The organism is Sphingobacterium alimentarium (genome assembly GCF_004342685.1).
Lineage (GTDB): Bacteria > Bacteroidota > Bacteroidia > Sphingobacteriales > Sphingobacteriaceae > Sphingobacterium > Sphingobacterium alimentarium.
The window spans coordinates 18,363-31,898 of sequence record NZ_SMBZ01000011.1; the positions used below are offsets into that span (position 1 = coordinate 18,363).

Annotated in this window: 19 protein-coding genes; all 19 read left to right on the forward strand. The window is 36.1% G+C overall.

Annotated features, from left to right (window positions below):
* Positions 1–229: 229 nt before the first annotated feature.
* The 19 genes from EDC17_RS05770 to EDC17_RS05860 all read left to right on the forward strand — a co-directional run bounded on the left by EDC17_RS05770 (position 230) and on the right by EDC17_RS05860 (position 13,508).
* Complete coding sequence (locus EDC17_RS05770) at positions 230–463, forward strand: hypothetical protein (RefSeq protein WP_132777199.1); 234 nt, start codon at positions 230–232, stop codon at positions 461–463.
* Between the two features lie 2 nt (positions 464–465).
* Entirely contained in the window at positions 466–792 is a 327-nt protein-coding gene (locus tag EDC17_RS05775; protein ID WP_132777200.1) for a hypothetical protein, read from the forward strand.
* Between the two features lie 162 nt (positions 793–954).
* Positions 955–1,416: a hypothetical protein gene (locus EDC17_RS05780; RefSeq protein ID WP_132777201.1), complete on the forward strand. Its 462-nt coding sequence runs from the start codon at positions 955–957 to the stop codon at positions 1,414–1,416.
* A 2-nt stretch (positions 1,417–1,418) separates the two neighbouring features.
* On the forward strand, positions 1,419–2,393 hold the full coding sequence (locus EDC17_RS05785) for a hypothetical protein (RefSeq protein WP_132777202.1): 975 nt from the start codon (positions 1,419–1,421) through the stop codon (positions 2,391–2,393).
* On the forward strand, positions 2,390–3,880 hold the full coding sequence (dnaB, locus tag EDC17_RS05790) for a replicative DNA helicase (protein ID WP_132777203.1): 1,491 nt from the start codon (positions 2,390–2,392) through the stop codon (positions 3,878–3,880). Before EDC17_RS05785 ends, dnaB begins: the two co-directional genes overlap by 4 nt.
* Positions 3,881–3,932: 52 nt before the next feature.
* On the forward strand, positions 3,933–4,307 hold the full coding sequence (locus EDC17_RS05795; RefSeq protein ID WP_132777204.1) for a hypothetical protein: 375 nt from the start codon (positions 3,933–3,935) through the stop codon (positions 4,305–4,307).
* Complete coding sequence (locus EDC17_RS17005) at positions 4,300–5,055, forward strand: terminase small subunit (protein WP_207895700.1); 756 nt, start codon at positions 4,300–4,302, stop codon at positions 5,053–5,055. Before EDC17_RS05795 ends, EDC17_RS17005 begins: the two co-directional genes overlap by 8 nt.
* Positions 5,055–6,563 carry a terminase large subunit domain-containing protein gene (locus tag EDC17_RS05805; protein ID WP_132777205.1) on the forward strand — a complete coding sequence of 503 codons (1,509 nt, stop codon included), beginning with the start codon at positions 5,055–5,057 and terminating at the stop codon, positions 6,561–6,563. The genes EDC17_RS17005 and EDC17_RS05805 overlap by 1 nt, the downstream gene beginning before the upstream one ends.
* A 24-nt stretch (positions 6,564–6,587) precedes the next feature.
* The gene (locus EDC17_RS05810; protein ID WP_132777206.1) at positions 6,588–8,150 is read left to right on the forward strand and encodes a phage portal protein; all 1,563 of its coding nucleotides are present in this window, start codon (positions 6,588–6,590) and stop codon (positions 8,148–8,150) included.
* 138 nt (positions 8,151–8,288) lie between these two features.
* A complete protein-coding gene (locus EDC17_RS05815) occupies positions 8,289–8,708 on the forward strand; it encodes a hypothetical protein (protein WP_132777207.1) in 420 nt (139 codons plus the stop codon).
* Positions 8,695–9,138: a hypothetical protein gene (locus tag EDC17_RS05820; protein WP_132777208.1), complete on the forward strand. Its 444-nt coding sequence runs from the start codon at positions 8,695–8,697 to the stop codon at positions 9,136–9,138. Before EDC17_RS05815 ends, EDC17_RS05820 begins: the two co-directional genes overlap by 14 nt.
* 195 nt (positions 9,139–9,333) lie before the next feature.
* The gene (locus EDC17_RS05825) at positions 9,334–10,038 is read left to right on the forward strand and encodes a hypothetical protein (protein WP_132777209.1); all 705 of its coding nucleotides are present in this window, start codon (positions 9,334–9,336) and stop codon (positions 10,036–10,038) included.
* Positions 10,039–10,050: 12 nt separating this feature from the next.
* Positions 10,051–10,425, forward strand: coding sequence for a hypothetical protein (locus EDC17_RS05830; protein WP_132777210.1), 375 nt, complete (start codon positions 10,051–10,053; stop codon positions 10,423–10,425).
* Between the two features lie 55 nt (positions 10,426–10,480).
* On the forward strand, positions 10,481–11,566 hold the full coding sequence (locus EDC17_RS05835; protein ID WP_165894371.1) for a major capsid protein: 1,086 nt from the start codon (positions 10,481–10,483) through the stop codon (positions 11,564–11,566).
* The gene (locus EDC17_RS05840) at positions 11,559–11,999 is read left to right on the forward strand and encodes a hypothetical protein (RefSeq protein WP_132777212.1); all 441 of its coding nucleotides are present in this window, start codon (positions 11,559–11,561) and stop codon (positions 11,997–11,999) included. The genes EDC17_RS05835 and EDC17_RS05840 overlap by 8 nt, the downstream gene beginning before the upstream one ends.
* Before the next feature lies 1 nt (position 12,000).
* Positions 12,001–12,333: a DUF6706 family protein gene (locus EDC17_RS05845; protein WP_132777213.1), complete on the forward strand. Its 333-nt coding sequence runs from the start codon at positions 12,001–12,003 to the stop codon at positions 12,331–12,333.
* Complete coding sequence (locus EDC17_RS05850; protein WP_132777214.1) at positions 12,327–12,611, forward strand: hypothetical protein; 285 nt, start codon at positions 12,327–12,329, stop codon at positions 12,609–12,611. The genes EDC17_RS05845 and EDC17_RS05850 overlap by 7 nt, the downstream gene beginning before the upstream one ends.
* Before the next feature lies 1 nt (position 12,612).
* Entirely contained in the window at positions 12,613–13,065 is a 453-nt protein-coding gene (locus tag EDC17_RS05855) for a hypothetical protein (protein ID WP_132777215.1), read from the forward strand.
* The gene (locus EDC17_RS05860; RefSeq protein ID WP_132777216.1) at positions 13,065–13,508 is read left to right on the forward strand and encodes a hypothetical protein; all 444 of its coding nucleotides are present in this window, start codon (positions 13,065–13,067) and stop codon (positions 13,506–13,508) included. Before EDC17_RS05855 ends, EDC17_RS05860 begins: the two co-directional genes overlap by 1 nt.
* The last annotated feature ends 28 nt before the right edge of the window (positions 13,509–13,536 follow it).

The following is a 13,536-nucleotide window of genomic DNA, read 5'->3' on the forward strand; positions in this document are numbered from 1 at the left end:
TGCATAATTCAAATTAGTTTAGCTATATTTGTGATAGCGAAATAAATTAAAGTGGACAGTAAAGGCACTTCTTCCAAAAAACTTTACTAAAAATATTTTCAAGCACAAGGTGCTTTGCTATACAGGTAAACCCTGTCGATGTGGTTTCAATTTCGAGTTCTTTACTCACTTTGATTTATTTCGCGACCCACACGGCAGGGCTTTTTTGTTGCCGTTAATTTTGAATAAAATGCGAAATAAATCAAAATTCCCAACAATGCCAATTACGGCAAACTCTATCGGTTCAAAAATTGAAGAGATCCAAAGCGCTATTAATTCTTTAGAAGCTTTAATTGAAAAGTTCTACAATCACCCAGATCACCTTGTAGCGGAAGAATACAATCCAGAAATATTCGAAGCAGTATGCGAACTGCGTGAGGTATTATGGTATCTAAATAATTCCCAAATTTCTAAAGCAGCGTAACCATGGTTCATAAAGAAATCAACGCAGGTAATGTCAACGAGGTTGATGTTATCAGGGAAGACCTACGCCTAATTTTTGATAACGCGAGCAAGTATGGGTCAGAATATGGCTATGAGGTATCAATGTTCATATCGATTATTGGGAGGCAAATAAACGCGCTTTATGACTTTTCTGAACTAATTGAAAATGAAAGCTTACAATCAAAGATAATTGATATTATAGGCGAAATAGAATTGCTTCTAAAGACGCTTTCAAGTAAAGTTAACAACCAAGTATTCATTGAAATAAGCGATGCTATTTACACGGCTAAAAAATATTTAATAAAATAAAAAAAAGTTATCCATTAGGATTACTTAAAATAAGTTGTAAATTTGGATTACTTAATATATCGAACCGCCATTCGAAAGAAGATATTCATAGCCTTATCTAAGGGAGGAGCTGGCGGGCTCTAACCTTGGTAAGGCTTTTTTAATCAAAAAAAATTACTAATCATGAAAATTTTGGAAAAAGATTTGAAAAAACTTGTCAGGGAAGCAGATTTAACGGAATTGAGAGAAAGAGGTTTTCCAGTAGCACTCCCTAGCAAAAGAATAAAAGACTTGCGAGTTGGAAACTATGGGTCAGTTGATATGATTTTTGTCGATAGGGTAGACGGACATTTTAATATTTCTTTATTCTTCTTCAAAGAAGGTAAGATCGGTTTATCTGCTTTTCTTGAATCTATTAAATTAAGACGAGGGATGGAGCGGTACCTAAGAAAAAGAACGGGAGCTATAAAAGAACGGATGAAAATCCGCATTTATTTAATAGGGAATGAAGTAGACACATCTGGAAGATTCTGTTATCTTACTGACATTTATTGTGATATTGGTTTCTATATCTATTCTTTTGATTTACATGGAGTTTCATTTAAAGAGTCAAGGGGATATTACTTATCTGACGAAGGTTTCTAATTATGGCAGCTACAAAGAAGGTTATAGGGGATAACAATAGTATCAATGGTTATCAGCTCACCAGAGCGTGGTTTGATTTTGCCTTTGAAAAAATTGAGGCAAAAGCAATTCATACCGCGTTATTTATGTGGATCCTTGAGCTTAACAATAGGTTAAATTGGAAAAAGCACTTCGGCTTACCTACTCAAGACACAATGGAAGGTCTTTCAATAGGGAATAAAAAAACCTACTTAACAGCTTTAAAGGATTTATCTGACTGGGGTTTTATTAAGATAATCCAAGAGAGTAAGAACCAATATAGTGCATGTATTATTGAAATATGCCGTGTCAAAAATGCAACAGCACAGCATACAGCATTGAGCCCAGCATTGCGACAACATTCAATACTGCCGTATCAAAAAAGCAACGGCATTGATAATAGCACCGACCACAGCATTGACTTTAGCATTGATTCTAGCACTGGCTCTAGCACTGCACCCATAGATAAACCAATAAACAATGAAACAAAGAAACCAATAAACAATGAAAGTATGATAGAAAATGAAAATCTTCCACCTTCCATTCAAGAAGTTGATTTAGATAAAATTTTACCTGATGCAGTTATCAGTGTTGAAACTGTTATCAAACTATTGAAATCTGAAAGATGGGGAGCATGGAGAGATAGATTTGGAATGAAAAATTCAGTCTTACCTGATAAAATGTTTATACTCCTTGATTTGTTTGAAGAGCATCTTAAAGATCAAAACCAATTCACTAAATCCACAAGGGATGCCCAACTGCATTTTGTTTCATGGTATGGTAAAGTTTATTTAAAAAACGTTCAAAAGGAATCAGCGCTGAGTAAAGATGTTGGTGAAAAACCAACCCATGAAGGAGTAGACAAAGAGATTGTTGGAAAGTGGATTTGGAGATTTGGCGATTGGCGTGATACTACAACTTTAACAGCCGATCAAAAGAAAAGAAACGGATTGAAATGAGAAAAGAAAAGGATTGGTTAGGGAAGCTGCCGCCAATGGCTCTGGATTTGGAGCAAACAGTTTTGGGTTCAATTTTATCAGAAAGCACTGCTTTGATGTTTGTGGCTGATATTCTGAGACCTGAAATGTTTTACAAAGAAGCTCATCAGCTGATTTACAAAGCCGCTCAGGAAGTTTCAATTTCGGGTGATCCTTTGGATTTGATGGTTGTGATGCAGAAACTTCGAAAGACTGGAGACTTAGAAAAAGTTGGAGGAGCTTACTATCTCACTGAACTTACTGATCGGGTGGTGAACTCTGTAAACATCGAATTTCATTCTAGAATTATCGCTCAAAAATTCATGCAACGTGAATTGATTAGGTTATCTAGCATCACGATAAATGACTGTTATGATGAAACAAAAGATGTTTTTGATATCCTTTCAACTTACGAAACTGAGCGCGATGGATTGGTAAATCATGTTTCAAGTCGCAAAGAAGTAAGTCAGAAACAAGCATTAAATGAAGTGCTTGCTGATATGGCTAAAAAAGCCGCAATGGGAGTAAAAGATGTAACGGGTGTAGATACAGGCAATGACCAAATGAACGCTTTAACCGGTGGCTGGCAACCTTCGGATTTGATTATCTTAGCCGCACGCCCTGCTATGGGAAAGACGGCATATGCACTCAAGAAAGCAATAAATGCTGCGAAAGCAGGTAAACCCGTTGCTATTTTTTCTCTTGAAATGGCTAAGGAGCAATTGATTCATCGAATTCTATCATTCGAAACAGGGATTGCGCTTGAGAGAATTAAGAAATTAAATCTTGCTGATCACGAGTGGCAACAACTTCATTCCAAAGCTGCAATACTTGCAGAATTACCAATTCATTGGGATGATACCCCTGGATTGACATTGATCGAATTATCTTCTAAAGCTAAACGTCTTAGACGATTGCACGGAATTGAAATTATTGTAATCGATTATCTTCAGCTTATCACTGTTCATGGAAAATCCCGATTTGATGCAGTGAGCGATATTTCTAGGGGATTAAAAATTTTAGCAAAAGAACTGAATATTCCGATAATTGCTTTATCACAATTGAGCCGTGCCGTAGAATCTCGTCCAGGGAATAATAAGCGGCCAATGCTTTCAGATTTGCGCGAATCAGGATCTATCGAGCAAGATGCTGATATGGTTTGCTTCCTTTACCGCCCAGAATATTACGGTTTAACAGAAGATGAAGAAGGGCGATCCACGGCCGGAATGGCAGAGGTTATTGTTGCAAAACATCGCAATGGATCAACTGATACTGTGCTTATGAATTTTGAGGGAAAGACAACTAATTTCACACAATGGGATGAAACAGGGTTTGGAAATTCGCAAGATGGAGTTATTACAGATTTCTCATTTCTCGAGAATAAGCCAAGCATTCAGAGCACAAATCTTAATGCACATGCAAACTGGAATTTTGGAAAAGATGAAATGCCCGATGATTCTCCATTTTGATTTTTATGTAATCCATTTGGATTACTAAAATTTTGTATATAGATTTGCTTTCATGGAAAAATTCATTTTGAAGTTGGCTCAAAAATTTAATCCTCAGATTCCATTTGATGATTATCGCTCCGCATTGACGTCTCAAAAGTTAGATGAATCCATTGTTAAATCTATTTACAACAAAATCAAGCCTGATCCGAAAAAGTACAATTCTGAAATTCTGTTTACTGCATCGGTGCTTCTACTTTTTTCTCCAAAGTCTATTTTGCTAAGTGAAAAAGTTGAGAACGGCATATGTTTTACTATCAAAAAGAATCTAGGAATCAATCAGCAGAGTGCATCTTATCGCATTAAAGTGGCTCGTGAAGTCTATCAGGTTGACAAAGTTTTCAAAGCTCAAGTGGATGGAATTGTGAAGGAGGTATGTAATGAGTGAAGATAATAAATCTACTTTAACTGCTAAGCAACAGTTGTTTGTCGATGATTACTTAATTCATTTTAATGCTACAAGAGCTGCTAAGACTGCTGGATATTCAGAAAAAACAGCTTATTCACAAGGTCAGCGTCTGTTGAAGAATGTTGAGATTTCCGCCATTGTTGAGACTCGTTTGAAAGAATCAAGAATGAATTCGGATGAGGTTATGAAGATGATGAAGGACATTGCAGGCTCGAACATCAATGATTACATGAAGATTGTCCAGCGAGAGCGAATAAAGCATGTTCCTAAATCTTTAACCTTGTTGATCGAAAGAAAGCATCTTGAAATCAAAAAGCATGCAATGTACATCGAGCGTAAAGGTCTAACTGATGAAATACGTGATAACTATGTCGAGCAAAATATTATGCCTTTAGAGGACGCTATTTTGAGAGCGGAGATAGATTTAGAATTAGATCCATTGGCAACTTTTGACGATAGTGAGGTTGAGGCATATGAAACGATTGAACTTGATTTAGTAAAACTTGCGAAGGACAAAGAAGGGGGAAAGATAAAGTCATTTGAATGGAAAGAATTTGGTCCTAAAGTCGAAATGTATGCTGTAGATGGAATGCTTGATAAACTTGCGCGTGTTAACGGCATGTATTCGGATACACTCATTGTGGATGATAAAAATAAGATTGATCCAAATGAACTTAGTGATGAAGCAATTCGCGAATTAATGAGAGCAACCAAGAGGGGAGAGTAATGGACGTCACTGCAATATTATCAAATCTTGATGTAAGAGATCTTCAAGGTATATCCTTCAAACGAGGGATATTTGATTTTATTGTCGAAACTCCAAAAGGTAGGCATGAAAAGCAAGAAGAGGCACTTAAAATTCTAACGGATAATATCACTGAAGAATTTCTATATGGTGGTGCAGCAGGAGGCGCTAAATCATGGACCGGTTGCTGTTGGCTCATGTTTCAATGTTGGAATTATCCTGGTACCAGATGGTTTATTGGACGTGAGGAATTAAAGCGTATAACAGAATCGACTTTGATTACTTTTTTCAAAGTGGCCACGGCATATGGTATGCGAAATGGAATTGATTTTCGCTACAACGGACAAAAGAACTTTATTCAATTTAAGAATGGTAGTCGAATCGATTTACTTGAATTGAAGTTTAAACCATCAGATCCAGTTTATGAAAGATTTGGTTCTACAGAATATACTGGAGGTTGGATTGAAGAAGGTGGAGAGATTGATTTTGGTGCTTATGATGTTTTAAAAACACGTATTGGCCGACAATACAATGAAAAATATAATCTCATAGGTAAGCTTTTCATCACCTGTAACCCTAAAAAGAACTGGATGTACACTACTTTTTATCTTCCAAATAAGAAGGGTGCTCTTCCAGAGATAATGAAATACTTAGCTGCTTTTGTTCAAGATAATCCACATATCGATAGTGGATATATTGAGAGATTACGAAGAACAAAAGATAAGGCTAAAAAGGAGCGTCTACTTCACGGTAATTGGGAGTATGATGATGATCCTAATGCGATGTGTAAGTACGATGATATCATTGCGATGTTCTCAAACACTCATATTTGGGAGAAGTATCAAAATATGATTGAAAAGCCTAATTGGTATATCACCGCGGATATTGCAAGGTTCGGTTCAGATAAGGCTCGTATTGGTGTTTGGTGGGGATGGATTTTAATGGAGTGCCATTCATTTGATAAATCATCAACAACAGAGATACAGGCATGCATTAATGCAATGCGTGCAAAATGGAGTATTCCGGCACATCATTGTATCGCCGATGAGGATGGCGTAGGAGGTGGAGTGGTAGATATGTGTGGTATTCTTGGGTTTGTAAATAATGCTAAGCCACTCATAACAGATGAAGCGCGTGAGAATGATAATCGATTTTATGGTGATAGTAGAAAAGATCTTCCACAAAATGAAAACTATCAGAATCTCCAAACACAATGCGCTTATCTCTTAGCTGACGATATCGCGGGGCATAATATTCTTCTTAAATGCATCGAATCAGAATCGGAACAGCAAGAAATTCAAGAGGAGTTTTCTTGGTTAAAAACATATAAATCTGATGAGGATAATAAACTAAGGATTCTCCCAAAGAAAGAAGTGAAAAAGGAAATAGGACGTTCTCCCGATTGGCGCGATTTGATACTCATGCGTAAATATTTTGATTTAATATCTGTGACTGAAGAAGTCGACGATTCAATATTTGATTTATTTTAAACCCTAACCGCTAATAAAATTAAGATGGCAAAGGACAAAAAAGAAACTAAAACCGAGGTTCAATTACCAACTCCTGCATTACCTGCTATTGTGCAAGCTGTTGGGGCAATTGTAGCACCTACATATGCTACAGCACAAAAAGAATATGATGTAACGCAGCATGATATTTTTAATGAAGGCGAAGGGTTTAGACCTAAGAAGAAAGTAAGAACATTACGTAAAGATTCTGAAGGTAAACCAATTTTAGATAAAGCAGGAAAAAGGATTTACGATACCAAAAGAATTGAGGTTAATAGAATCGGTGTACCTCTCCAGGAGTTGATCGTAAAACGTCGGGTGTCTTTTATGAATGTCTCTAAAATACAGCTCGAAGCTAATCCGAAAAATGATCAAGAGCAGCGCCTTTACGATATGGTAAAGAAAATGCGCGATGATAATAAGATCAGTTTCATTGAAAAAGAGATTGCGCGACGAATGTTAAGTGAACTTCAGGTTGCCAAACTTTGGTATTCTGAACCAGTTGATCCAGGATACTGGGGAGAGATTGCTCCTAGAGGTAAATTCAAAATGCGTTGTAAGATATTGTCTCCCGATTTGGGAGATACTCTTTTACCTGTATTCGATGATTTTGGTAAGATGGTTTATTTCGGCCGTGTCTATGAATCATCAAGAAGCTTTACTGATTTAATTGCTGATCCTAATTTCTCAGGCCTTACAACTGATAAAGAGCAAAGATTTGATATCTATTCAGCGACTCATATCTATAAATTTAGGAAGGCCAGAGCAGGTGAGGATGTTGTATCAATTGCTAATAATAATGGATGGATAGTTGATTCTATATTATCACATTCCTACGGGAAAATTCCGGTTACTTATTATTCAAAACCATTACCACCATGGGCGCCGGTTCAAGCGGCTATTGCACGTATTGAAACATTGATATCTAACGTAGGTGATACCAACGATTATCATGCGTCGCCGGTATTTGCGATGTTTGGTAAAGTTGGTGCAAAAATGCTTGAGAAAGGTGAGCAAGGCAAATCATTACAGATTGAGGGTGAAGGCGCGGATGCTCGCTATGTTACTTGGGAGCAAGCTACTGAGGCAGTAGAATTCGAATTAAATACATTGATGAATTTCATTTTCACTGCTACTCAAACTCCGCAAATGGCCATGGAAGATTTAAAAGGTCTTGGCGCTTTATCCGGGGTTGCTTTTGATCGTGTGTTCATGGATGCACACTTAGCAGCACGTGATGAAATTGACGGTGAATATGGAATGAGTACACAGCGCGACATCAATTTACAAATTGCATTTTGTGGTGCTATTGATACTTCGCTAATTCCTGCTACTAAGTCCTTATCTATTGGTTTTGATATTCCGCTTTATCGTATTAATGATGATAGTGAGACCGTAGGTTTACTTCAAAAAGCTGCAGGAGGTGCAAAAGTTATTTCTCAAAAAACTGCTATTGAATATTCTCCATTAACGAAGAATGCTGAGGATGAAATAAAACAGATTCAGGAAGAGGAAGTGGAACAAGCGAAACTGGAAGCGGCTAAGGTGAAGGAGGTTCAAAAAGAATAAAAAAAATAGTCCCCCAGCATATTTAAATAGTTTCTGACACTATTGTTTGAAATGTATTAAATTATTTATATGAAAGATTATTATTAAATTTACATTTGTGTTAGCTTATAAAAATTTGGATTAATATTGACAGTTTAAATGGATAAAAATGAAAAGATAAGAACTAGCCCTTTCGATGCATCAAAACTTCAGATTAGAAATGATGAAATTTATGCATTTCAAAAAATTTATGGATTAACAAATGTTGAATTCAGAATATTAGAAACATCTGAATCAAAGTGGAAAGAATGGCATAAAAGATTTTATCTTATTTTGATTGGTTTAATTCTAACTGTTGTGAGTAAGGGAGTGTTTTTCTTAATCAAATTCAATAATTCTAATTCAGAAGAAAGAGCAAGTTTAAATATTGATATTAATGCTTGGGAATTAATTTATTTAGGTATTGGTCTTTTTTTATCTGTAACATGCTATTTGTTATCTGAAAGTAAGTGGGCTAAAAATGAAAAGTCTGAATTAGTAAACAAAATTAAAGAACATTTTAAAAATGCAGGCAACTAAAACACAAATAGAAAATTATCCAATTATTTATTTTTGTAGTAATAAGTTGATTGAGGTAAATAACATTATTAATGATAATGGGATATTCCCTATCGAAATAAAAAAGGATCAAAATCACAAACCTCTAATATCTTTAACTATTAATCATAAAGGTGAACCAATTACGGTTGTGAAAAATAATAAAATTCTATATTCTGGTTTTAGTGTCAATAAATATTTGAATGATAGCAAAATTGAGGTGCTATTTAGTAATGTAGAAGGAAAATATATTATCATGGAATTAATTATTGAGGGAGACATTCCTCATATAAATAAATTTGATTTAAAACCTTTAGGCTATAATATTTATGGTGATGAAAATGGTTTGAATATAGGGGAAATGACTCTTGCAAATAATTCATTCCAATCTAATACATTTATAAATATTTAATTTAAAATTTATGTAAATAATATTTCTATAAGCCACAAATATTTTTTGTGGCTTATTTCTTTCTGTAATCTCCCAAATTACAAAATACACTGTGTTTAATTGGTAATCTAATTGGATTACTTTTGATTTTAAAAGTATTAACCGAGGATGGCACGGATTAGCTCTCCGGACTGCACTCTATTAAACACAAATCAAATGTCATTAAAATCAAAAATCATTTCCAAATTGAAAGAGAAAGCAACCGCTTTGGGTGTCAATCTTTCTAATGTACGAATCAACGGACTAGCGGACAAGTTAGATAGCTTAATAACTAATGAGGACGATATCGACGGTGAAATCGACAAACTAGATCAAGTATTAGGCTTCAAAGAATTGGCAGCATTGGATGATGCTAAGCGAAATGCTGATAAAAGAGCAGCAGAGGAAGAGGATAAAGACAAAGATCCTGAGAAAAAAGATCCTGTTGAACCAGAGAAGCAAGACCCAGAGAAAAAGGACGAAGCGCCAGCTTGGTTTAAACAACATGTAGAGAATCAAAATAAAGTTATTGAGACTTTGACAACTACTGTTGCTAATCTTCAAAAAGGCAATACCATCCAAACGCGTCGCCAACAACTTGAAGCCAAATTAAAAGACGCTCCTGAAAAATTCAAGCAAAGAACTCTTCGTGATTTCGATAGACTAAAAATTGATAGTGATGATGACTTCACTAGTTATTTAGCGGATGTTGAGCAAGATGTTGCTGATGAAGTTCAGGCGCAAAGTGATGCTGGTTTAGGAAATGATTCTCCTGTAAGAGGAGCTAGTGGCGGGAAATTGAAGGATGACGAGGTGTCTCCTGCAATGAAAGAAATTGTTGAACAGCGTAAAGCAGAGGCGGCAGCCAAAGCTGGAGCATAAAAAAATCTTTAAATGGGATTGAAAGGTGTAAAAAGATCAGGTACTCAAGGTTTTCAAAAAGTTGTTTTTGAAAACGTTGTAGATACTCTTCCTGGTGGTTTGATCCTGGATGTTGATAAAACGGATTATCCTGATGGATATGTGCCTGAAGGTTCTTTGGTTGGTAGAGATGCCGCCACGGGAGTAGGAGAAGTTTTATCTGTAACAGATGGAGCAATCAAGCCAATTGGATTAACCCACAGACCATCTGAAGTTTCAGATGGTGGTAATACTTACGCCAATGGTGTAGTAATTAGTGGAACAGTGAGAATTAAAGCATTGCCAACAGCACTACAAGCAATTGTAAATGATTTACGTACGGCTTTGCCAAGAATCACTTTTGTTTAATAACAGAATTTTTAATTAAACATAATCATATACAATGATAAATGTACAAGAATTAGTGCCGGAATTCCGTAGAGCAGACGCACAGGCTTATGTTGAAACGTATCCATTCGATACACTTCAATATCAAGGTGCATTTCCTTTGCAATTTCAGCCTACTTTAAAATGGTTCGCTATTGAGGCTCAATTTGGTGCTAAAGTAATGGCGTCGGTTGTGGATTTCAACAGTCGCGCGCCTAGATTTGGACGTAACCTTCCAACAAAAATAGAAGGTGATATTCCAAAGCTTGAGATTGCACGTGATAAAGTTGAAACAGACTTTATTACTCTTATGGACCTTCAAGATGCTGTTCGAAGATTACCTGCAGGTGCTACTCGTAGAGAAGCGGCTCAGCGTGTTATGGATTGGCATTATGAAGATCAAGTTTTCGCTCGTAATGGTGTTGAAGCTCGTCTGGAATGGTTGTCGAAAAGAATTGCATCAACTGGTGGTTACAAATTAACTCAGATAAATAACGAGCAAGGTATTCAATCTACTGTTGATATTGATTTTGCTATTCCAACTTCTAATAAAGTAAATGCTGATAAGGATTGGAGCGATCCTTCTGCTGATATCATCGGTGATATCAAGAAAATCAAACGCATGGCCAAGCTTGCTAATCTACCTATGCCAAAATTCATGTGGTGTGAAGAGGAAACTATTCAGCAAGTAGCTCAAAATGCAGGCGTTCAAAAATTCGCTGCTACTTATGTTGCAAATGCTTTGGGATTACAGCAAGAACCAGGTTTAGTTGAAATCAATAGAGCTTTAAGTTCTAAAGGTTTGCCAATTTTCAAGGTTTGGGAATCAGTAATGATTCAAGAATCTAAAAGCGGGGATCAAACTGTCGTTTCAGGTTGGGAACCAGGTGTAGTTACTTTCTCAGTAACTGAGCAGTTGGGTAATACACAACATACTACTTCAGCAGATGAGTATGTTACAGCAGGTGTAGCTCAAAAAACTAAATCAGGGATTGTACTTATCAAAACTTGGGGTATTGAAGATCCTATCACTGTAGTGACTAAAGGAACTGCATACACTACTCCGGTATTGAATAATGCAAAATCTATTTATTTACTAAAAACTATCTTACCAGGTGGCTAACGAAAATAAAGACGGGAAAGCTGGAGAAACAACTCCAGCTACTCCTTCTAAAGTAGAAGGAACTCAAGAAACCAAAAAGGCTGATTCAGTGAATCAAGAAGAAGTTAATACTTCTTTAGCTGCAAAAGATGCTGAGATTGAAAAATTGAAAGCTGAGCATCAAGAATTCAAGGATAAACTCAAGCCTGAAATCGAAAAGATTACAGAAGAAAATAAAGCCTTGAAAGCTGAGAATACTAAGCTTAAAGCGGCTTTGGATAAGGCTACAGCTAAATCGAAAGCGAAAAAAGGTGATCCAAAATACATTGTAATCAATGCATTTAGAGGTACAAAAGATGGTGAAGGAATCTTTGAATTAGAATCAGATGTTTCTCATTTAGATTCTGACCGTTTGGATAGCCTTATTGAACGTGGATTAGTAAAGAAAGTATAACATGACTAATAGAGAAGCGCTGCTAAGTGGGATAAATGATATCCCTGTAAAAGATATTTCGGTTACGAAGGTGTTGTTGGATCAGGATTTAAATCCTGATGGTGAGTATCAACCGAAGGATATCGATAATAGGAGAGGTGTAGATTTGGCATTAGCAGCGCTGATCTTAGTTATATCACTTTCTAATAAATCCATTAAGGAATTAGACTTCCAAATTACTCAGCATGATATTGATCAGCTCCTTATTCTTCGTAATGGTATTTTAAGAAAATGGAATGTCGATGATGAGATGGAAGAGTCAGCAACAATTACTGATATCTCTGATTTATGGTAAATGATTTAATATATCCGGATACACTTGTCTATGAAGGACCAGAAGGTAATGTAGAAGTTCAATGCAGGTTTAGGCCTGTAAAGAATAACACATTCCGTAAAAAGCAAGATGGTACTGATGTTCAAGTTTCTCATGACATCGCTTTTCCCGTAGGTACTCCTTCTATACTTTTAGGAACTGTGTTTAATGCCATAAATGAGCGAGGTGAAATATTTATTTACGAGCAGGAATTGCTGTCATTTCATGTAGGCAAATTTCACTGTTTAGGTAGTTGCTAATATGAAATTCGGATTCGAGATTACAACTGACATGAAAGCTCTGAGTAGAGAGATTGAAAAGGAAATTGAAAAAGAAGCTTTAACGCTATTAATAGATGCTATTGAAACATCTGTTGAGCGTGTAAGAAAAAAGCAGTTAAATCAACCATATCAAGATCATACAGGCAATCTTCTAAGCTCTACTGGATTTATCATTTATAAAGATGGAAAAGTAGTGCATAAGAATTTTAAAGAGAGTCCTATTGGAACAGATAAAGCAACAGGTTTAGAGGAAGGGTTGAAAGCTGCATTGTCGGAGTTAAGAGAATCCACCGGATGGGGTGTTGTTATGGTTGCTGGAATGGATTATGCGAGTTGGGTGGAAGGCAAGAGCTATACAGTGATTCTTGATGCTACAACCGACATAGACGACTTCATTACTGAATCATTTAGAAAATTTGGAATTATTGAATAATGAGTAAGATTTTAAAAACGGCAATTGAGTCAGTAAATGATGTAAAGTCATTGCTAGATCAAGCGGATGTTTCTTCGAATGTTGGGCTTACTGGTGAGATTAGATTAATCAATCTAAAGCTTAATTCAACATTGGAAGATGTTGTTGTTTTCTGCAACGGGTCAGGTTCAAGTCAAATCACCGAGAATATTATTCATATAAATATTCACGTTCCTAATTTAAAAAATCAGCCATCTGGAGTACCAAATAGTGCCGATAACACGCAGCCTAATGTTGCTCGTATGGAGGAGATCGGAAAGGCTATTATGAATGTTGTTGATGACTATCGAGGATACGATTTCTTTATAAAGCTTGAGAATTCAGGTGAAGTTATTCCTAATGGAAGTAAGTGGTATTACAATGTTGTACTACGCTATTACTATTTACGTAGAGATCAAAATTAACAGAATAATTAACGGTCCAAGGACCACA